This window comes from Nostoc linckia z4 (assembly GCF_002608075.1).
GTDB classification, from domain to species: Bacteria; Cyanobacteriota; Cyanobacteriia; order Cyanobacteriales; family Nostocaceae; genus Nostoc; species Nostoc linckia.
Genome location: NZ_LAHA01000004.1, coordinates 263,915 through 284,032, shown reverse-complemented (window position 1 = coordinate 284,032; position 20,118 = coordinate 263,915). Strand labels below are relative to the sequence as shown.

The 20,118-nt window shown below is 42.5% G+C and carries 27 protein-coding genes; 13 read left to right on the top strand and 14 right to left on the bottom strand.

Going from position 1 to position 20,118, the window contains the following annotated elements:
- Positions 1–27: 27 nt before the first annotated feature.
- Entirely contained in the window at positions 28–1,389 is a 1,362-nt protein-coding gene (locus tag VF06_RS05960) for a pentapeptide repeat-containing protein (RefSeq protein WP_099065844.1), read from the top strand.
- Between the two features lie 245 nt (positions 1,390–1,634).
- Here the strand turns inward: VF06_RS05960 and VF06_RS05955 are convergent, their stop codons facing one another.
- The 3 genes from VF06_RS05955 to VF06_RS40375 form a co-directional block, all read right to left on the bottom strand.
- Positions 1,635–1,997 (bottom strand): helix-turn-helix domain-containing protein, encoded by a 363-nt coding sequence (locus VF06_RS05955; RefSeq protein WP_099065843.1) that lies wholly within the window; start codon positions 1,995–1,997, stop codon positions 1,635–1,637.
- 7 nt (positions 1,998–2,004) lie between these two features.
- On the bottom strand, positions 2,005–2,367 hold the full coding sequence (locus VF06_RS05950) for a type II toxin-antitoxin system RelE/ParE family toxin (RefSeq protein WP_099065842.1): 363 nt from the start codon (positions 2,365–2,367) through the stop codon (positions 2,005–2,007).
- 345 nt (positions 2,368–2,712) lie between these two features.
- Complete coding sequence (locus VF06_RS40375; protein ID WP_180267261.1) at positions 2,713–2,865, bottom strand: hypothetical protein; 153 nt, start codon at positions 2,863–2,865, stop codon at positions 2,713–2,715.
- A 220-nt stretch (positions 2,866–3,085) separates the two neighbouring features.
- On the opposite strand from VF06_RS40375, the gene VF06_RS05940 reads away from it, so the two are divergent.
- Positions 3,086–3,571: a hypothetical protein gene (locus VF06_RS05940; protein ID WP_099065840.1), complete on the top strand. Its 486-nt coding sequence runs from the start codon at positions 3,086–3,088 to the stop codon at positions 3,569–3,571.
- On the top strand, positions 3,549–3,947 hold the full coding sequence (locus tag VF06_RS05935) for a hypothetical protein (RefSeq protein WP_257208114.1): 399 nt from the start codon (positions 3,549–3,551) through the stop codon (positions 3,945–3,947). The genes VF06_RS05940 and VF06_RS05935 overlap by 23 nt, the downstream gene beginning before the upstream one ends.
- Before the next feature lie 296 nt (positions 3,948–4,243).
- Here the strand turns inward: VF06_RS05935 and VF06_RS05930 are convergent, their stop codons facing one another.
- From VF06_RS05930 to VF06_RS40365, 10 genes are all read right to left on the bottom strand, one after another.
- A complete protein-coding gene (locus tag VF06_RS05930; protein ID WP_099065838.1) occupies positions 4,244–4,939 on the bottom strand; it encodes a hypothetical protein in 696 nt (231 codons plus the stop codon).
- On the bottom strand, positions 4,926–5,861 hold the full coding sequence (locus tag VF06_RS05925; RefSeq protein WP_099065837.1) for a ParB N-terminal domain-containing protein: 936 nt from the start codon (positions 5,859–5,861) through the stop codon (positions 4,926–4,928). Before VF06_RS05925 ends, VF06_RS05930 begins: the two co-directional genes overlap by 14 nt.
- Positions 5,862–6,023: 162 nt before the next feature.
- Positions 6,024–6,506 carry a hypothetical protein gene (locus VF06_RS05920; RefSeq protein ID WP_099065836.1) on the bottom strand — a complete coding sequence of 161 codons (483 nt, stop codon included), beginning with the start codon at positions 6,504–6,506 and terminating at the stop codon, positions 6,024–6,026.
- A gap of 408 nt (positions 6,507–6,914) precedes the next feature.
- Positions 6,915–7,154 (bottom strand): hypothetical protein, encoded by a 240-nt coding sequence (locus VF06_RS05915; RefSeq protein WP_099065835.1) that lies wholly within the window; start codon positions 7,152–7,154, stop codon positions 6,915–6,917.
- Positions 7,151–7,723 (bottom strand): HNH endonuclease, encoded by a 573-nt coding sequence (locus VF06_RS05910; protein WP_099065834.1) that lies wholly within the window; start codon positions 7,721–7,723, stop codon positions 7,151–7,153. The genes VF06_RS05915 and VF06_RS05910 overlap by 4 nt, the downstream gene beginning before the upstream one ends.
- On the bottom strand, positions 7,716–8,018 hold the full coding sequence (locus VF06_RS05905; protein ID WP_099065833.1) for a hypothetical protein: 303 nt from the start codon (positions 8,016–8,018) through the stop codon (positions 7,716–7,718). The genes VF06_RS05910 and VF06_RS05905 overlap by 8 nt, the downstream gene beginning before the upstream one ends.
- Positions 8,002–8,823, bottom strand: coding sequence for a BRO-N domain-containing protein (locus VF06_RS40370; RefSeq protein WP_180267260.1), 822 nt, complete (start codon positions 8,821–8,823; stop codon positions 8,002–8,004). The genes VF06_RS05905 and VF06_RS40370 overlap by 17 nt, the downstream gene beginning before the upstream one ends.
- On the bottom strand, positions 8,820–9,050 hold the full coding sequence (locus VF06_RS05895; RefSeq protein WP_099065832.1) for a hypothetical protein: 231 nt from the start codon (positions 9,048–9,050) through the stop codon (positions 8,820–8,822). The genes VF06_RS40370 and VF06_RS05895 overlap by 4 nt, the downstream gene beginning before the upstream one ends.
- A gap of 81 nt (positions 9,051–9,131) precedes the next feature.
- Positions 9,132–9,434, bottom strand: a complete 303-nt coding sequence (locus VF06_RS05890) for a hypothetical protein (RefSeq protein WP_099065831.1) — start codon at positions 9,432–9,434, stop codon at positions 9,132–9,134.
- Positions 9,391–9,555, bottom strand: a complete 165-nt coding sequence (locus VF06_RS40365; RefSeq protein ID WP_180267259.1) for a hypothetical protein — start codon at positions 9,553–9,555, stop codon at positions 9,391–9,393. The genes VF06_RS05890 and VF06_RS40365 overlap by 44 nt, the downstream gene beginning before the upstream one ends.
- Positions 9,556–9,664: 109 nt before the next feature.
- On the opposite strand from VF06_RS40365, the gene VF06_RS05885 reads away from it, so the two are divergent.
- The 7 genes from VF06_RS05885 (at position 9,665) to VF06_RS42420 (ending at position 15,557) form a co-directional block, all read left to right on the top strand.
- Positions 9,665–9,958 (top strand): hypothetical protein, encoded by a 294-nt coding sequence (locus VF06_RS05885; protein WP_099065830.1) that lies wholly within the window; start codon positions 9,665–9,667, stop codon positions 9,956–9,958.
- Between the two features lie 278 nt (positions 9,959–10,236).
- Positions 10,237–10,374 (top strand): helix-turn-helix domain-containing protein, encoded by a 138-nt coding sequence (locus VF06_RS43485; protein WP_099065829.1) that lies wholly within the window; start codon positions 10,237–10,239, stop codon positions 10,372–10,374.
- Positions 10,375–10,403: 29 nt separating this feature from the next.
- Positions 10,404–11,030, top strand: a complete 627-nt coding sequence (locus tag VF06_RS05875; RefSeq protein ID WP_099065828.1) for a Uma2 family endonuclease — start codon at positions 10,404–10,406, stop codon at positions 11,028–11,030.
- Between the two features lie 142 nt (positions 11,031–11,172).
- Entirely contained in the window at positions 11,173–11,790 is a 618-nt protein-coding gene (locus tag VF06_RS05870; RefSeq protein WP_099065827.1) for a hypothetical protein, read from the top strand.
- Complete coding sequence (locus VF06_RS05865; protein WP_099065826.1) at positions 11,787–12,968, top strand: hypothetical protein; 1,182 nt, start codon at positions 11,787–11,789, stop codon at positions 12,966–12,968. Before VF06_RS05870 ends, VF06_RS05865 begins: the two co-directional genes overlap by 4 nt.
- Before the next feature lie 299 nt (positions 12,969–13,267).
- Positions 13,268–15,331: a pentapeptide repeat-containing protein gene (locus tag VF06_RS05860; protein WP_099065825.1), complete on the top strand. Its 2,064-nt coding sequence runs from the start codon at positions 13,268–13,270 to the stop codon at positions 15,329–15,331.
- A gap of 91 nt (positions 15,332–15,422) precedes the next feature.
- On the top strand, positions 15,423–15,557 hold the full coding sequence (locus tag VF06_RS42420; protein WP_257208113.1) for a hypothetical protein: 135 nt from the start codon (positions 15,423–15,425) through the stop codon (positions 15,555–15,557).
- Positions 15,558–15,641: 84 nt separating this feature from the next.
- Here VF06_RS42420 and VF06_RS05855 read toward each other — a convergent pair whose 3' ends face one another.
- Positions 15,642–17,960 (bottom strand): NACHT domain-containing protein, encoded by a 2,319-nt coding sequence (locus VF06_RS05855; protein ID WP_099065824.1) that lies wholly within the window; start codon positions 17,958–17,960, stop codon positions 15,642–15,644.
- Positions 17,961–18,106: 146 nt separating this feature from the next.
- Here VF06_RS05855 and VF06_RS05850 point away from each other — a divergent pair, with 146 nt between their 5' ends.
- From VF06_RS05850 to VF06_RS42415, 3 genes are all read left to right on the top strand, one after another.
- Positions 18,107–18,433 (top strand): hypothetical protein, encoded by a 327-nt coding sequence (locus VF06_RS05850; protein WP_099065823.1) that lies wholly within the window; start codon positions 18,107–18,109, stop codon positions 18,431–18,433.
- A gap of 96 nt (positions 18,434–18,529) precedes the next feature.
- Positions 18,530–19,840, top strand: coding sequence for a pentapeptide repeat-containing protein (locus tag VF06_RS05845; RefSeq protein WP_099065822.1), 1,311 nt, complete (start codon positions 18,530–18,532; stop codon positions 19,838–19,840).
- A 90-nt stretch (positions 19,841–19,930) separates the two neighbouring features.
- The gene (locus VF06_RS42415) at positions 19,931–20,062 is read left to right on the top strand and encodes a hypothetical protein (RefSeq protein ID WP_257207467.1); all 132 of its coding nucleotides are present in this window, start codon (positions 19,931–19,933) and stop codon (positions 20,060–20,062) included.
- The last annotated feature ends 56 nt before the right edge of the window (positions 20,063–20,118 follow it).

Genomic DNA, 20,118 nt, shown 5'->3' with positions numbered 1-20,118 from the left:
TAATGTAATAGTTGTGGCAGGTTGACAATGGGTAGGTCATGCCGAGCATCGACAGATGGGCTGGAAAAAGCTAAGGCAGCATTCAAGCTTAAAGGTTGGACACAAGAATACTTGGCAGGAGGGGTAGGTTGCACTCGACAGACCGTAATCAAATTTTTTGCTAGGCGACCTGTTGCAAAGCACTTCTTTGAAGCTATGTGCAATGAACTAGACTTGGAGTGGGGAGAGATTGCACAACTGGAGCCAGAAGACCAGCAATCCAGCAGGAATCTTGGTATGGACACAGAACGAGAAAAAAACTGTGAGCTTCTCCAGGAGGAGCGCAGTGCTACACAAGTATTGATTTCTCCAGTATCCCTAGCAAAAAACCAAAATGCTAACTGTAAAGAACAACTCGTTATTACACTTACTGGTGATGTAGAAAGCGTCCTTAATAATCCCGATGTTCAGGCAGCTTTGCTAGTGTTGATGCAAAAAGCTTCAAAGGATGCAAGTTTAACAATTGATAGGATTGAAAAAGGCAGTATAAAAATAACCTTCAGCGGTTCACGAGAAGGTCTTAAAAGGCTTGAGAAGCAAATCAAAACAGGGATGCAAGTATTGGGTATGCCTGTTGAAAATGTACAGTTATTATCTAGCGACACTACAGGTGAAGAGCAAGATAAAATTCGTTTAGTCCAAGAAATTATTGCTCAGGGAGCTAGCGGTCGAGACCTAAGCGATGCTGACTTGAGTAGTGTAGACCTGAGAGGCACTAACCTCAGTAATGCTGACCTAAGCTGTGCCGACCTGACAGGTACTAACCTAAAAGGTGCCAACCTAGAAGGTGCTGACTTGAATTGTGCTGACTTGAGAGGTACTAACCTAGAAACTACCAACCTGAACCGTGTTTCTCTGCATGATGCCATCATTGACGAAACAACAATAATTAACAACAAATGGCGTTTGGTGTGGGAAATTGTTAATCAGGCATCTGAAGGTCGAGATCTGAGCGATGCTGACCTGAGCGATGCCAACCTGAGCGGTGCCAACCTGAGTGGTGCCAACCTGAGCGGTGCCAACCTGAGCAATGCTGACCTAAGCGATACCGACCTAAGCGATACCGACCTGAGAAAGGCCAACCTGAGCGGTGCCGACCTGAGAAATGCCAACCTAATTGGTGCCATCCTGAGCAGTGCCATCCTGAGAAATGCCAATCTAATTGGTGCTATCCTGAGCACTGCCATCGCGATCGGTATCATCCTGAACAGTACCATCTTGAGCAGTGCCGACCTGAGCAGTGCCTACCTACATGCTGTCCTTATGAACACCTTAATTGTCGAACGTCTTAGAGAAAACTTGAGGCGTGACCTAGAGAAACGAGGGGCCATTTTTGGCGATAACCCGTAGGGTTATCGCCAAAAAAAGCGAACATAAAATTTTTCATGAGCCTAAATAAGGCGATCGCTTTCAATAACCTGAAGTTACTCAAAAAGCGATTTGGGTAAGGGCTTACGCTCTTGCTGAAAAATTTTGGCACATCTCGAATAGGGCGATCGCGTCCCATACCCTTGGTAGAAAAAAGCGGAAGCGCCTCTAATAAGGGCACTTCCGCTTTTCAGTACAACAACTTATAGTTTTGCTAGCAATCAAAATTATTTACTGGCTAAAGCCAGAGGTGGAGGGCAATCTTCCTCTAGCTCCTCGTAGTCAAAGGCTTCTTTCAAAGTAATAACTTGGTCATCAGGAAACCTGACAACCAGTTGTAGCTCCCCTCCCAATGCTTCTATGTATTTTCGCAACGTAGAAAGCATTAAATCGGTGCGCTGTTCAATTCGAGAAACGTTCCCTTGATCGATCTCAAGGATCTGGGCTATTTGTGCTTGAGTCAATTTTAATGATTGCCTGAGTTCCCGTCTGGTCATTTCCTCAGCTATAAGCACTTCTGCTCTGTCTTCGATTTGCTTTTGGCGTTCGAGTGGTAATTTTTTTAGCTTTTCTTTTAAAGTTGTAGCCATAGTTAACTCAACCTTTCTTTTGTCGCAATTGGGCTAAGTGTGCTGTAAATCTAGCGTCAGCCTTGTTTATAAGTTGCTTGTAGAAATGACTTTCACTGCCGCCAGACTTGTCACCAGCCACTAATAAGATTGCATTTCGTTTTGGATCGAATGCAAATGCTACACGCCATACACCATCTGCTGCTTTAAAACGCAGCTCTTTCATGTTAGGGTGCTTTGAGCCTTTGAGCGTATCAACCTTTGGCCGCCCTAGTTGAGGGCCAAATTCTTCCAGTGAAACAGCTTGAGCAAACAACTCATCCTGCACTTCTTCTGGTAGATCGTCAAACTCCGGCTCAAAGTCATCATGAAATTTAACTGTCCACTCCATTAATATTATGCGCTCAAAGACATATTTTCAATAGTATATTCAAGGTAGCCTGTAAAACTACGATTTAAGTGTAATGAAGCAAGCTCAAAGGGCGTAAGCTTGATTGACTGGAATGCTAAAAAGTGAATTTTTGGCTCTATTCTTGAAAAATTTTCACAAACCCCCAACATAGGAGCAATCGCTTTCAGTAACATGATGTTACCCAACTTTGCAATAGAGCGATCGCTTGTGCCTAGCCTATTGGATATCTAGATATCCAAGTAAAAGGGATCTCTTGGCATAAGCGATGGCTGCGAAAAAAGCTTTGGTGTGTCATTAGTACACTACTGATATTTCAGTAGCACGTTATGAATATTCTTGGCTCAAGCGATCGCCACAATCAGCAAATTCCTTGCTTGGATGACATATAACAGGGCATAACTGGTTGAAAAATTCTTTAAAAGTGATGCGATCGTCTTGCTTGCAAGACTCTGCTTGATTGCATAGCTGGCTATGCAATTATAAAACAAGTCGATTGCACTTTGATTGCTTGTGTAACAGAAATAATCAAACATCAACTTTGAGTTGACTGCGGAAGACAGCAAGTATCTATTGTCATAGAATAGATTGAAGGCGTATATACACGGCAAGTGAAACTGTAAATGTAGTTAGTTAAGGTGGAAAACTTATTTAAATCTGTTGTTGTTAATGAATAGCAGCTAATTGGGAGAGTGTAGCGGTGTCCACTGCAATTGTGATCGATTCTTACGAAATTCGGCAGATATGGCATAGAAAAATCAGTCCATCATCAAAATTTGATGAATTGGCTGTCAAATTTCGTAGGCTAGCTAGCAAGGTTAAACAGGAGTGGAGCAATTTTCCAGAGGAAGATCGAAAAGTGCTAACAGACCTTGCATACGCCTTGATTGAGTCACCACCCAAGGGAATATCTAGCTGGCCGCGTAAAATTCGCTCAAAAATTTACTTGTGGTTTGTAAACGCAACTAATCAGGCAGAAGCTTTTTGGTCTTGTATAGAAGCTTTGGATATGTTGGTTGAAAATATTTTAGATGCGGTTGAGCGTCAAGATCCTCGCTATCAAGGGGTTTTATCTGATACCCTAGAACAATTGTATTTATGCCCAGACCAGGGTGAAGAGCTAAAACCGGAGGAAACCCGTGACTGGTTGCGAAGCTTATCAGATGAGGCGCTTAGAGAGGTTTGATATTAGCCTAAAGAAGCTAATTAAAAGTCACTACCGTAAAAACGAAAGAGCTAGGAATTCTTTTTTGGAGTTAGTAGAACACTACATAGACAAACTCCGTGAAAATCCTAGCTCTAATTCATTTTCAGAGGATGAGGGTTTTCCTAAAGGTTCGCATCAACCGGACTTCAAATTCAGGAAAATCAAGTTTAGAACACCAGAATTAGATGGTGCTGCGGGGCAATGTCGCTTCATGTATGTGGTCTATGATGCAAGGCGTATTGTTTATCTGTTGTGGATATACACCCACGAGGATTTTCCTAAAAGACCATCTGACGACGATTTAAGAAGAGAATTCATAGGCATTCAACAAGAGGTAGAACAAGAACAAGTCTAGCTTCGGTTCTGGAAAATTTTTAACATCCCGCTCCCACAACTTGCCCCCTTGACAAATCGCTCATCAATTTCGCTGCATCGTCCACAGGATTAGAAGAAAAAGCGGAGTTTCCTTAATCTTGTGCTTCGGCTTTCTGCCAGCCTTTGATAACGGCAACAATAAAAGCACCTTCTGGGTTAAGTAGTCAAGCAAAATTAATTTCATTCGGGGAGATAGGCAATAGAGAAAAAATGTGTGTAATTAATTTTGTGTAAGTACTTAGCTCAAAAAAATTAATGATGGTTGGGCGACTGCATTTAAGAAAGCTTGCTAAGTACTTGTCTGTTTTGGATGAGAAAAGATACTAAGCTAGCATTGCGATCCAACATAGAAGAACAGTCACGTAACATTGAGGGAACCCAAAATAGCTTCCCTTGTTCAAAATCTGGATTTGAACCTTTTTTGGGAGACGGCGGGCCGTCCCAACCAGCATCCACGTATTCGGCATTTCCACCAACGTTGGGAAAAATCCATTCTTTGGCGTGGAACCTGGGGCGCTGCTCGCACCAAGCACAGCAGATAATTGAACTGCCAGGATACATAATTAATCGGTCGTAGGTGCAGTTTTGGCGAATCCAGTTGAATACCGGACGGGGATTGGTGGGGTGCGAGTGAATGAGGATATCAGCAGCGCCGCCGATGCCCCCTTGGGGAGGGCGAAACAGGTGGAGCGCGAATGGATTTTCCAGGCTGGGATACCAATGCTTCCAAAGCTGTAACGAACAAAACCCAAAGGTCACGCTAACTGTCCCGAAGTTCTCGACAACGGGATCGAGTATGTGCTTGCACAGCCCCTTTAATCCCCGAACCTCTACACCAGTCCAACTGCTAGGACAGTTGGGGATGCCCTTGGTGATGGCAGTTTGAGAGTAGAGAAAATCGCTAAGCATAAAATGTTTTCCCACCCGCACATCTTGGGGGCGAGTACGGGGATGCCATTTACGTTCTGTCATTTTTATCCTTATCCTCGTAAGATACTGGGATTGCTCTGCCTTTTTTGGTGGCTCGAACTGGCACTACTTCGGCTTCTTCTGATCCAATACAATGAGCATAAATTCGCCGTAACTCTTTCATTAACGGCTCTTTGATATCTTCTGGAAAAACGTGGTGGCGCTCAGACGAAATCATTTCATAAAGCCACCAAGTCTGTGCCGCACAATTATCTAGAAAAGTTCGCTTCTTCAAAGCTTTAGCGGTGCGATCGCCAAAGCTTGCAAGGTCAAATAAAGTTCCTTGAGTTTTGGCATCGGCGTCTTTTTGGCGGCGGATATCCCGCAGCAGTTGGCGAATCTGGTTAGCCGTCAAATCGTATTGGGCAGTAATCTTGAATAGTGATTGAATCTCCGTTTGAGTGAGTGGATTATTTTCAGCGAAATTTGCCACTTCAAAAGCGCGTGAGAGTAAATCTAATTTGTCAGTTTGTACCTCCCAATCTGTTCCTAAAAGATAAATCAGGGAATGATACTTGTGCGCCATTCCCTCACTAATCGCTAAACTTTCCGCAGCTTGGCAGTAGTTCTTAGCGCATTTAGTTATTAAAAAATCCACACACCGCGCATATTCAAATGAGGTATATTGCAGCCGATTAGCATTCGACATCAACGCCATCATTTGCGCTTCTTCTAAACCAATTTGGTGAACCCGACAAGGTGCGGAAGTATCACCTCGGCGGGTCATTGCCTCTAATCGGTGATGTCCTGCAATCAAGAGCTTCCTATTATCAGGTGAAAGCCAAATGTCAATTGGGTCTAACGCTTCAGGTTTCCAGTTAGCAACTAGCCATTGCACTCTTTCTTCGTCAAAAGCAACGGAGCGAAACTGAAATAAACCAATATCTTTTTCGATTTCATTTATTCTGATTCTGGTTATTTTCATAATTACTGAAGGTAGAGAAATATTCTGGGCGTTTCAAGTTAACGCCCAGGATCTAAATCAACTAAGCAGCTCACAGAAATCCACGGAATTTCTTGCATCCGGGATGATTCCTGTGTCAAACTATTAGTAATGCGAGTAAAAGTGCAAGACAACGCACAATCATTAATCCAAATTAGTGAGCGCAGAACTTAGCCCCAAAGAACGCAACTCTTTGCGGGCTATTTCATCCCAATTGGCGGGAAACTCCACCAGTTCAATTTTGCAAGCAAAGTTAAAAGCTTCTAAGTTGTTGCCATCGTACAAAATTGACACCTTGTAATAAGTGCCAAAATCAGAGTCGTAGCCCCGAATGCGATAACAAAGTTGACCTTCTAATTGTTGCGGTATGGGAAATAACCGCTGTAAATATTCCTTGAAAACTCTGCATTCTTTTTTAGCGGAATTGGCATCATAGTCAGGAGTATTAATTAGCGGGCGTTTTTCCTTGTAAGGCACGCTTCCTAAATCTGATTCATCTGGAAACAAACTAAGCAATCGTTTCTTATAAACCCTGGATTCATTTTGCCCTCGGACGCGAGAATCAGCAGTGCCAGTTTGCTGATATCCGGATGCTGCCACAGAACCTAATTTCAGTTCATCAAACATGATAGTTTTGGTGTAAAGGACAATTTGAGTGAAAATTTATTCCACCCAAATCACCAAACCTATTGCAGAGATAGGCTTGGTGATTTAGAAAATCTGGAATTTCTAGCCGAGTTAATTACTGTAAGAGAAGATATTGTTTAGATTTTTATTTCTTCTCTTATTCTTGCGTCTTCTCACCTCCGAGTATTCATTGCTCCTGAAAATTTGATTATTTGCCATTAATTAATTTTAACATTTATTTGATTGTTTCCCACATTTAATTTTTTCAAGCTGTTGTATAGCAATAGTTGGGAGCATTATTTACTAATAGTTATTTATATTTCGTAATCTAAAAATAATATATTCCCGAAAAAATACCCATGCAATAGTTACCTTGCATGGGTGATTACCCAATTCCAACGCTATAACTTAGACTGAAGATTGCGAACGAAAAAGACGCATTTTTTGTTCGGCATCTTCAAGGTGTTTAACCACATCTTCAAGTTCCGGATTTAAAGCAACCCAACTAGTAATAGCGTCCAGTAAATCTTCAAACGTATAACCCTCAGCAATCAAAACCGTCATAAATTCGTTGAAAAACTGTGTTAGTCCATCGCGGCGGCAATCTTGTAATCCGTGGCGAATTCCAGTAATTGATTCTAAGTTCATATCCAACCATGCTCCCTAAGATGTTCATCAAGAGCACTAAAGGTTTCCTCTTGAGTGCTTGGCTCAATTTCACTTTCTTTATCTTCTGCTGGCATTGGCTCAAGACTGTGCTCTGTGAAGCTTTCTGCGTCAATGTCGTCGTTATTAACAAGCAACCAATAAGTCCAATTCTCACCGAACAGCCTTGCTGCTGTTGTTCCTAGTGGGTCGTATTCAATACCAATGATTTGTCCCTGCTTCATTTGTTGCCCTAAATGGTATTTAGGTTTTTTCCAGTGATTGGGAAAACGGATACATGATTGTTCGGCAATGATTTGTGGTGTATCTTCTGGCATGGCGTTTCCTCGTTTTTGGTTGCAACCGTAACAAGCTAGGCGTAAATTATCGGTTCTGTTACTCCCACCCAAAGAGAGTGGAATGTAATGGTCGATGGTCATAATCTCCGGCGTTAAATGGCACTTACACCAGAAACATCTCGCGCCGTACTTGGAGATTAGGCGTGGAAGTTTGTCGCGTCTAGATGAACTGTATAAACGTTTGCGCCGGCGTGGGTAGTTGTTACTATCCATCTGCACCACCAGATAAAGAGTGCTTTTCCCAATACATTTGTCTAAGGCGACCTTTGCGCTCCTTTCTCTGTTCTGTGCGCCACAAGTAATGTGCTTGGGCTAGCATCTGCTTATGGTGTTCGGTGGGTGAGCAATAATCGGTATCGTCTGGCGATAAAAACCATTGCTGGACAGTTGAAATATTGCATTCGCAGATTTGAGCAAGTTCTGTGTGGTTTACTTGCCAGCAACTTAAGAACTCCTCTAGTTCGACAATTGGGTGCTTTGGCACAAAGGAGCTACGGCGCACCAGCATCTTTGACCTCCAATACTTCCAGCACCGATAAATGCCACTGCAAGGACTGAATAGTTTTATCCCGCCCTTTGGCAGTGTCGAGGACTAACTGACTGTACGATGAGCCTTTTTCAGTAGGCAGATAGGCGGGGTTTTTACCATCTGGATTGAGGATCTGAAAACCTTGGTCTACCAAAGTTTTGTTGACTCGAATCGCGCTCCACTTCTGGCCTGTTTTGGCTTCTAGTTTTCGCGAAAGCTGTGTTGGACGTACTAGTTCCTCTTTGACTGAAATGGACAATGCTGATTTTGCTGTTTCAGTAGTAGCTATCAGATTGGGATGTGAAGCAGCGATGGCGTTGAGCTTTACCCCCGCTATCAAGTTCAGATGCAATTCGGTTTTGCCCAAGGTCAACTCGACAACCTGACAAATTTCTTCAACTGATGGAGGCAGTAACTTTGTATCTAACTGTTGAAGTGTCGGGGATTGTTCAGATGGTGGTAGTTTGTACTTACCAGTCTTGCGAATACTGGGGAGTACCTCTGATGTCATCCACTTCTTGAACCGTTTCGCTTGTGGTTTGCGGCTAGTGAGGATAAGGGAGTATAAGCCAGACTCGTTAATAATTGTCATTTCTTGGCTTCCTCCAGGGGTGTCGATATTGCCGACACCCTTTTCATCTTCATCAAGTCTTGCGATCGCGTCTCGACTATTGCGGATATCAAGCACTGCACAAACATCTGCTGCTACCCACCAAGGATCGAGTGCTGTGCCAACAAACCGAACTTCTTTAGATTCAAACTGAAATACCGTTAGGCTGCTCATTCTACACCCCCGCACTGAGGCGCAACAGAAGTGAAATATTTCCGCAAATATTCAGCTTCTTCACCCTTGAAAAACAAGTTTGCTAAATTGCCCTCAGTGTCAGATGCCTTCAGGTAAACTCTGACTCCAACAGTGCAAACTCTATCTGTAACGTAACTTTGTTTCGCCTGTAAGTTGACGTAGGCGATCGCATTCAAATTAATGACCAGACTTCCAACTTGCAACATAATTCACCTCAATTTTTTGTCAGCCTATAAAGCAAGAAAGAGCGCCAAGTTTAGGCGCTCGTTGATAATGGGTGTCAGTTGTTATGCTGCTGCTGGAACGACTAAACCTTGAATCGCCAAGATGACTAATTGTGCCTGATACTCGGTATCGCATTCTGCACGGCAATCACTATTGGCAGGTTGAGCAACCCACTTACCAGACAGGTTTTGATAAAAAGAACCCAGGAAAATGTAGCTTTTCCACAGTCTGTAGAGAGGGCCAAAATCGCCGTCTTCTGCACTATCAATTTCGTAGTCAGGAGCGAGATCTTGAGCTTGCTGATCAATGTATTGGTTAAGTTCAAGTTGGGCGATCGCTTGATTGTCTAGAATCGCTTGTGGCATGATGGAATTCTCCATAGTTTTTGGAAGAAAGGCGATCGTTAGTTTTCTCAGGACAGGCGATCGCCTTTTGGTGCAAATTCGTAATTCGTAATTCGTAATTACAAGGCTTTGCTTGCCTCATGAATTTAGTGTATCCCGTTTGTCTCCCTAAAGTCAACCAAACGGGATACAAAATATCAAAAACTGGGAAACGGGTGCTATGCTTGATTTACAAGCTCAAGAGTTCTCGTATGGTGAAAGCGAAAAGCACACAAGACAATGGAAAAGATGTTCGGCTAGGAGCGCGAACATCTGATGAGTTTCAAGCCCAATTCAAAGCCAAAGCTGAATCTATAGGATTAAACATGAGTGAAGCGTTGCTCAAGCTGGCTGAGAAGTTTGTAAAAGGCGAAATTTCTCTAGATGATGAAGAGACGGGCGATCGCATTAATAAATTGGAGCGAGAAATTGCTGAGATAAAGCAGCAGCTAGAAACCGTCAGGGAATTCCGCCAGGGGGAATTGACAGCCTCAATACAGAAATAAAAGTATTGAGGCAAAAATTACAAAGAATATTTTTGATCCTAAAAGAAGACCCGCCTCCATCGACTAGTTAAGGCGGGTTTGTCATTTCACACAGAAAAACGTATCCCTTTTGGAAGACAATTGGTAATATAAAAAAGCGATCGCGTAATGCATACCTTAATTGGGCAGGGGAATTTAAGCCGCTAGATCGCTCTAGTATAAGCGGAAAAAAGGCGGAAGCTGCGCGAGTAGCACCAGCGCTTGAACATGGCGCTCAGTACCAAAAGTACTGCAATGGAATGACTTTGCAAAATATTCAGCACTTAGAGCGTAAAGCTAAGTCCGTACCATTTATGACGCTAAATGTTCTGTGTAATTCCTTAAAATGTACCCCTGCTGATCTTATAGAATACGCACCTGATGAAGAAGCTAGCTAATAAAAAATGAGCAAGCCCTACGAAAACCTATGACTCAAGCTTTACGTAAACTAGTAACCTTTGATGAATTCGTTGCCAAATACCCAGACAATTCTGGTAAACGCTATGAACTGCACGATGGAGTAGTTGTTGAGATGTCACAGCCAACTGGCGATCATGAAGAAGTGGTAGGTTTTTTGGCGTTAAACATATCTATCGAAATCGGGCGACTAAAACTTCCTTATCTCATCCCTAAAACAGCGTTAGTTAAACCGCTGGAGAGCGAATCAGCTTATTTGCCAGATGTGCTGATATTAAATCAACCTAATTTAGTCAATGAACCACTCTGGAAAAAAGAATCCACTGTTAGCCTAGCTGAATCTATACCATTGGTAATCGAAGTTGTTAGCACTAACTGGCGTGATGATTATCTAACAAAAGTGGCTGGTTATGAAACTCTAGGCATTAAAGAATACTGGATTGTAGATTATGCAGCTTTAGGTGGTAGGCGGTTTATTGGCAATCCCAAGCAACCTACTATCTCGGTTTATTCATTGGTTGATGGTGAGTACCAAGTTAGCCAGTTTCGCGGGAGCGATCGCATCGAATCACAAACATTTCCAGACTTGAATTTAACCGCCGAACAAATTTTTCAATCTGCGTATCCGCAAACATAACCACCCCTGTTAACGTAATTCGTAATTAAAAAATCAATTACGAATTACAAATTATTTTGACCGCTCAACAATCCTTAATCCCCCAGCAACCTGCGTGGGGGTCAATTTTGCTTGCCTTGTTGACAAACACACATACCAAATTATGAGCAAACTGAATGTTATTCACCACCAAGGACAACTAGTAGTTGACTCTCGACTCATAGCCCAAGAGTTAGGAATAGACTTTGAGTTGCTAGATGAATTGTCCTATCTGCTGTGGAATAGGTCAGTAGAGTATTTATCTGCTTTTGACTTACTTTCTATCTGGCTCATAGCCTCTTATGACGACTTCGCTGTTAAAACCCGCGAGGCAGAACTGGCACCACAAACTCAGGAGTTAATTGAAGAACTATTGACCAAGTTTGAACAGCAAAATCGGGTGATTGAAGAACAGGGTAAAGCGATCGCACTCCTCCAATCCCAAATACAAAACCTGTTACCGATATCAGCTTACTTCATGCCGCCTGGGTGGGACGCTCATGTGTGGGAGAAATTACTACCACAAGACAAACGCCACTTCAAATATTTGTACCGTCGTCGTGGTTTTCGTCCCGGTAATGAAGCTGAAGTAAAGCTTTTACCCCTCTCAAACAGGGCATCACAACTAGCTGAAATCGAGCATCTGATTAACGATGTACCAGAGTCAGAAAAAGAGCTGATAGAAACAGGTAAACGAGTTGCGTTGCAGAGGTTTTGGGCACAATTCGGGGGTGAGTCATGACAAAGACTAGAACTAAGCCAGTTGTAGATAAATCTACAAAGCGCGATCAAAGCAGTAAGGCGCGTACTCGCTCCCACATGACAATCCCAACGGCTGATCTTGACTGGGCACTAAATCAATCTCCGACAGTACTACGCCTTTTTTCGGAGTGTTGGAAATCAGACCCGTATGGTTCTCGCTGGATGCCACTCACCACAAAATTGCGCGATCGCAATCTAAGAGGTGCAAAGAAAGTTCTCAGAGATGCTGGACTGTTTGATTTTAAGACAGAAACCAGAGTGCTGGAAGGTAAACAGCATTACGAGACTATGGTGATTAACCTTCATGGTTCAAGGACTGTTTACTGGAAGCAAGGTGATAATTTTCTAGCCGGGGTCGGCAATGACAGTGCAAACGAAGGCAATGGTAATACCGCAATCGGAATTGATAACACCCCTATCGGCACTCTTAGAGCCGAGGGCGGCAATGACAGTGCCGGGGTGGAACTTGAAATCATTACTGAGCAAGCGTTCCAAAACCTCTCAGGAACTTTTCAAGAACACCTCAAGAACTCTTCAAAAGAGTTCTTGAGGTGTGTCTCTTCCACGCCAAACAAAATCTCTCAAAGTGAGGAGACGGCTCACGCGCCCTTTGGGGGCGCGTCGCCTCAGAGTGTCGAGGGCGTGAAAGAAAAGGAAGTTGAATCGCCTGTGGCGATGGACTGCACGACGCTAACGCTTGTAGATGCTGTACAGAGTAATCCCGCTTCGTTGTTGGCTGAAAACCTCTCTTGTGGTGTTGAACCGAGAGATTGTCATGAAGGCGAAGCTTCCGCCGCGCCATCCGTGCCGCCTTTACAAACCCTAACAAACGCCGAGATATTTAATATTTTAGACAGTGCAAACCTTCGGATTTGCCCATCTATTGAGGCGATCGCAGTCCTGATGAAAACACCTCATGCGCGTTCACTCATGGGCATAATTACGAATAATCCGCAGTGGGGTATCAATTTATCAGATTACTCCACAGTCCCGCAAGATTTTAGTCAAAATTCTAAATTGCGACAAGAGCGACTCAATCGACTTAAATCCTATGCGTTGATTGGTGAATGTCCACCTGACGAATTCTTGCAAGAATGCCAAAATGACCCGGTGCTGGCGATTCAAATTAAACGAATGGCATCGCAAAAACTTTGGTAACTATATTTTCACACAACAAGGGCAATTAGTTTAGTTATTACCCCGTTCTTATTATCGGTAGTGTCAGGACTTCTCTGGGCTTTCAATGGTTATTTGGTGTCACTGATATTTGATACTTCCGACTTACAGAATCAGATTATCATCTGTCACACTAGGGATTGATTATGATGTTTATGACTTGCAATTTCCATGAAATTTTAAAGTTAAAAATATAAAATTAACTTAAACCCTTAAAAATCCGGAATTATTCATGATATATCTGCTGTATCCACAAAGAAATTTGTATACAGTGCATAGCCATGCCCCAGGACTTCTCCCGTCAAAATCTCAGAGGTCGTTCTTTCAAAAATCAAAATCTTGAGGGTGCAAATTTTAGTGGTACAGATATCCGAAGCGCAGATTTTACTGGTTCTAATTTGAGGAATGCAAACTTTAGTTATGCTCAAGCAGGACTACAACGTCGATGGGTGATTGTGTTAGTTTTATTTTCATTACTGCTATCTGTAGTCTCAGGATGGACAGGAGCAATCGGTGGTGTTTTAATTGGAAATCTTCTACGAAATAGTAACATCGCCAGTTTGTTCACTTGCATAATTAGCTTAATAGTATTGCCAGTCTTCTTTATCCTGACTTTCTATCAAGATTTAGTAGTAGCTTTAGGAATTTTGGCAGTGTCAGCGGCAATAGTAGCAGCAATGGTAGGGGTAGTGGCAATAGTAATGGGAGTGCCACAACCTGAGGCAGTATCATTGGCAGGATCAGCGGCAGGGATAATAGCAGGAGGAGGGATAGTAGCAGGGTCAGCAGCAATAGCCGTGGCAGTAGCAGGAGTAGCGGCAGGATCATTGCTACAGGTAGCAGTAGGGGGAGTAGCAATATCCATTGCGATGGCGGGAGTAGCGGTAGGAGGAAAGGCAGTAGCAGGAGCAATGCCGATAGCAGCGTTAGTTTCAGGAATAGGAACAGGAATAGCTGTTTATGTTGGTTGGTATGCATTAGCCGGAAATAATAAGCAAACCTTTATTCGCAATATTGCTCTTACTGTTGCTGCTTGGCGTGGAACTAGCTTTTACACTGCTAATTTATCAGGTGTCAATTTTAATAAGGCAACACTTAAAAACACTAATTTCGTCAAAGCTAATCTGACTCAGACTCGCTTTTATCATTCACAACAACTTAACCTAGCTAGAGTTGGAGAAAGCTATTTAAATAATCCCAAAGTCCAGGAGTGGGTAGTTACGAAACAGGGACAAGACAAAAACTTTGACGGTCAAAAACTGCGGGGTATAAACTTACAAGCAGCAAACCTAGCAGATGCCAGCTTTATTGGCGCTGACCTCAGTGAAGCGAATTTACAAGATGCCGATTTATCTAGAGTAAAGCTGGTGCAAACACAGCTAGATGCTACTGACTTTACAGGTGCTATTCTCACTGGAGCAACTATAGAGGACTGGGGTATTACTGGTGAAACTAAACTCAATGAGGTGAAGTGTGATTACATCTTCATGCGATTAGAAACAAAAAACAACCCAAATCGCTGCCGTAAACCAGATGATTGGAATAAAAACTTTGAAGAAGGTGAATTTACAGAGTATATTGCTCCCATTGTCAAAACTCTAGACCTGTACCACAACACAGAAGTTAATTTTCGTGCAATCCAAATCGCTTTAAACCAGTTAATCGAAGATAATCCAGAAGCAGAAATTCAACCTGTAGCAGCAGAAAAACGTGGAGTTAATAAAAATAAACTTTTAATCAAAGCTCAAACAGCAACAACCGCTAATCACTCGGAATTACATGCTGAATATTTTAAGAGTTACGACACTCTTATATCTTTACCACCAGAATCTTTATTAGAATTACTAAAAGAAAAAGATAACACAATTAGTTTATTAGACAAAAAAATTGAAATAGCTCTAAAAACAGCTATTGAAAAACATAGCGTTAATGCAGAAACCTATAACAATCAAGAAAATACAATGTCAGAAGCATCCAAGTATAACCTTAATAATCCAAAATTTGGTGGTGGTTTTTCAGGAGATGAAGGCACTACGATAGGCGGAACTTTAAATGACTACTCATCAAATATTGATTATTCGTCAAAACAAAACCTTACTGAAGCTGCCGCAGATATTCAACAGCTTTTGACTCAACTGCAAACTCAAGGATATAGCCAAGAGCAAGCCCAACAACAAGCTGCTCAGGACTTGGCAACGAAAGCTGATAATGACCCCACAGTTTTAGGCAAGTTGGTTAAATGGGGACAATCATTAAGTGATACCGCCGCTAAAACAACTGTAAGTGAAGCCGCAAAAGAAGTTTTCAAGATAGCGCTGAGACTATCGGGTATACCCATACCATAATTTTTAAATATGACCCTGCCAAAGCAAATTGTGAACAACTACGCTGCTCGTATTTCCGCAGTGGGTAATTGCTCCCGGTACTAGCGAGGTGATGGTAGTTGCAAGTCATGTTTCCTACTATGCTCAATTTCATGTTTGGTTTGTTAAAGAACCGGAATTTGATAAGGCGGGAGATAAGCGAATTGCTCATCTTTCTTTTCAGGAGACAGAGAAATTTGCGGTTTAAGGAGAACCAGGAAAATTTTCCTGAAGTGTCAAAGAACAGATTATTTAGTTCTACTATGACTCGTTCAGCAGTTAGGGTGCGCTGTTAGGGGCTAGTTTTAACTGGCAACAACAATGTATCTTCAATGTGCTGTCGCACTTCTCGGCTGACGTAACACTCACTGTTGAGGCAATCAACTAGTAGCTTATTAGCGTTGTAGTACTGCTTCAATAGCTCTTTTTGTTCGTTGCTAAACTGCCAGTCATGGCCAATATTCCGATGTTCAATTATTAATGCTCTAAGTTGTTTAGCCCAAGCTTGACCTTTTTCCTGCCACCAATACTTGAATGCTTCTTTATCAACGTTGGGCAGTTGGCTTGGTAGTTTATTATCAAGGTAGGGCAGTTGGTCTTTAAGTTGTTGAAGCTTATACTTTAATTCCAGGTCGAGGTCGAGGTCGAGTCCGAGGATTCTGGAGATATCCATGTTGGGGATTTCAGTTTGAGAGAAAGAGAGGGAGAGGTAGAGGGAGAAGGAGAGGGAGAGGTCAAAGTCAATGTCTAAGTTTCCAGTTCGAGAGAACTGAAAGTTGAAAATTCGGTAGAGGTCGAGGGTTTGGAAGGGAGAGAAATCAACAGAGTAGCTAACGCCGTTGTTAAGGTAGAGGTTGAGGAGGAGTAAGAAACACAGGTAGAAGGCTCGGACAGCAACAGGTTTGTATGGTGCTTTGACAGAACAAGATTTTTCTTCAACCCGAGCAAGAAACTGCTGTAATTTTTCATGAGTTGCTAAAAATTCATCAATCCGCTGTTTCATCAACTGCAATAGGTCGTCAGCATCGGGTAATATTCCTATCGTTAACAAAAAAACTTCTCGCCAGCGCTTTTCTATGGTGTAACTAACTAGCTGCGGAAATCTCTGTTGAGGATTACGGCTTAAGGCAAAATTTCTAGCAGTGAAAAACTCATGAAATGTCAGATGAGAAAATGAATAAATACCCTTTGCCCGTTCTACCAATAGCCCATGCTGTGCTTCTATCGACTTCAAAACTTTTTTGCTATCTAACAGCAGCGCTTTCGGCTCAGTTTGGGCATCAGGCAAATTGTAAATATAATCTGAAATTAACTCTTGAGCATTTCTAGACTTAAAGAAATAATCTCCAGACTCAAAAGTAGTCAGTGCAATTTTACTTAATAAATCTTCCTTGCGCCTGGTCGATAAGTTCTTGTAAATCTGTTCGCGTTCAATATCGCGGCTATTATCCCACTTTTCTAGCAGTAACTCAATTCCCTCTTCATATAGTTCAGAGCGATTAGACTTAAACTTTCCTTTTTCTTCAAAGACTAAGCAGAGCAATGTGAGAAGTAGTGGATTAGTTGCTAGTTCTTTAATTGACTTGTCTTCTTGGAGTTTTTGAATAAACTTTTCTGCTTTGCTTGGTTTCTTGCGCTTAAACCATTGATGGACGAAAGTTTTAATCTGTTGGTCGGCAAAATCTGCCACTTCAACTTCAACAAAGCTCTTAAAGATGTATTCTCTAGCCGCAATTCGGCAAGTCACAACAATTTGATTTTCGCGATACTGCTGAGTGAACTCTCTAATTTGTCTAATGACTCGGCTATCGTCTTCTTCTCGAACTTCATCCAACCCATCCAGTAAAACTAACGCTTTGCCCTGTTTTAATAGTTGAATTAGTTTTACACCAGCGTCTACTACATCGCACTCTGATAATTGCTGAGAAATATGCTGAAGAATGTCTGGCTTTTGAGTCGCTTCTGCAAAATCCTTGAGGCTAATAAAAATTGGGAAGCGATCGCTCTGAAATTTCCCCTCAATGCATTGTATTGCCAGATGCTTTAAAAATGTTGTCTTTCCTGCTCCAGGTTTACCCAACACCATCAACTTGCTGTGCTCTTGCACTGCTTGAATTCCTGGTACTCGCTCCTGGGTTATGTCGCTAAGTCCAAAGCGGTCGAATTTTTCTGGATCGCAGTTTTGTAGCAGTTCTGCAATCTCTAACCGTCTGCGTCCAGTGATTTGCTCCAAAATATTGACATCAGTGTAAATGTCATTCAACTCAATGGGCTGGGTCATATCCAGCACACGCATAGTACCGCAGCACTCTTGAATATAGGGTTTTATCTTTTCTCGTACCTGTTGCACCAGTTCATTAATACTACGGGTTTTGACTGCTTGTTCTTCCCCCGCTTCTAGTTCTGCAATCTCACCCCACTCTAAACCCAGTTCTGTGCAGATGGCTTCAAATTTACCATTATCAACAGGTTGTCCTTTCAAGAATTTGTTGATGGTTTGTCGAGTACAACCTGCCGCCCCTGCTAGACGTTCCTGTGTCCAACCTTTGAGTTTAAATGCTTTATTAGCTTTTTCTAACCCTGTTTTCGATGCTCTAAGGGATCGCGTCATAGCTGTGAGTCAACTTTGACATAACTATTACATAACTCTAACAGCCTACTTTGACCAAGGTTGAGCTGGAAATTTTTATTCTTAAGAAAAGAAAGAAAAAACCTGGAGAACATCCAGGTAAGCATCGAAAACACGAGGTTACAACAATGGAATTCAATCGTCGTAGACCCCGCACTTCTAATGATAAGTTAAATGCTCCTGAAGCATTTTTGAGGGTAGTAAATGCCACCACAGAACAGCAGTTTCATAGACTGCTGAAGAACCTGGTGAGCGCTGTGAGTAAAGACAGCAGTAATAATGTTGCGATTGTGGCAATAGCAGCAATGTTTTTTGGGTTTGCTGTGCCGGTGTTAAGACCTGCTACAACTGTCGTTCAACCACAGATTAACTTGCAAAGTAATCCCACTACCACAGTGACAACTCAGCAAGAGCAAATCCAACGAATAAATAGAGGCTCCGATACAGGGTCTTAGTCGAAGTGCGATCGCTATTTTTAACAAGTGGCGATCGCTTTCACTAAGTGTCATGGAGTCGTATAAAACTAATGTAATAGTTGTGGCAGGTTGACGATGGGTAGGTCATGCCAAGCATCGAAACAAGGGGTAGAAAAAGCTAAGGCAGCAATCAAGGTCAAAGGTTGGACACAAGAATACTTGGCAGGGGCGGCAGGCTGTTCTCGACCAATTGTAAACAAATTTTTTGCCAGACGACCTGTTGAAATGCGCCTATTTCAAACCATCTGCACAGAACTGAGTTTAGAGTGGGATGAGATTGCAGAACTTGAGTCAGAATCAGAACAACTCAATGGAGCTGATAAAGATAAAATCATTCAAGAGCCGAGCGGCACTACACAGGTGTTAACTGATAAAAAAAGTTATGCATTTGCCATTGCTGGTACTGTCTCCCCAGAGGACATAGCAAAACTCAAAGCGATCATTGCTCTTATACAAAAAGTATCTCAAGATAGTTCTATAACAATCGTTGACATTGAGCGTGGTAGCATCAAACTGATTTTGGAAGGCTCTCAAGAAGGACTTGAGCGACTAGAAAATTTATTCAGATCGGGACAACTAGAAGATGTGTTGGGCATTTCTGTAGAAAATGTTGAGTTTATAACGCTCCCAAATTCCACTTCCGATAAAAACCGATTGGCATTTACTATTGCTGGTGATGTTGCTGAAAGTGAAATCGCAATATTAAAAGCTGCGCTTATTGAAACTTCAGATGATACAGTTAAGCGATCTCAAAGTCAAAGACTGGCTTTTCGTGGTAATCCACTTCGCGTTAATTTAATTTTTAAAAATCTAATTCGTGGCAATTTGGGTGATGTCTTTCGGATTCTTAAAAACTTGATTCGTGCCGACCTAAGGGGTGCCGACCTGAGCGGTGTCAACCTGAGCGGTGTCAACCTGAGCGGTGCCGACCTGGGCGATGCCAATCTGTTCGCTGCCAACCTCAGGGATGCTGACCTCAGTGCTGCCAACCTGGGTGATGCCAACCTAAGCCTCGCCAAGCTAGGTGGCGCCAACCTAAGCCTCGCCAACCTGAGTTGTGCCAAGCTGGCCGGTGCCGATCTGAGTAATGCAGACCTGAGTGATGCCGATTTGAGTGATGCGGATCTGCTCGATGTCAAGTTTGGAAATGCCAAGTTGAGCATTGCCATGCTTGGTGCCAACCTCACCCGTACCAACCTCAGCCGTGCCAACCTCAGCCGTGCCAACCTTTGCGGTGCTATCCTCACCGATGCGATCCTAGAGAGTACTATTGTCATAAATGCCTTATTTGACGGCAGCATAGGACTGACAGAGGATATGAAACGCGATCTAGAACGGCGAGGGGCAATTTTTGGCGATCGCCCTCCGGTTTTAAGTTCAAAATAAGTATTCTTAAATGACTGTAAAAATAGATCCTCTTGGTGAGAGCGATCGCCCAGAACTAGGGTAATTGCTCCACATGCTAGCGAGGTAGTAGTGGGTACAAATCATGTTTCTTACTTTGCTCAATTTCATGTTTGGTTTGTTAAAGAACCAGAATTTGATAAAGCAGGAGATAAAAGAATTGCTCACCTTTCTTTTCAAGAAACAGAGAAATTTGCAATTTAGGTTTTAGAGAGAACCAGGAAAATTTTCGTGAATACTATCCAGCCAAATAGTTAATC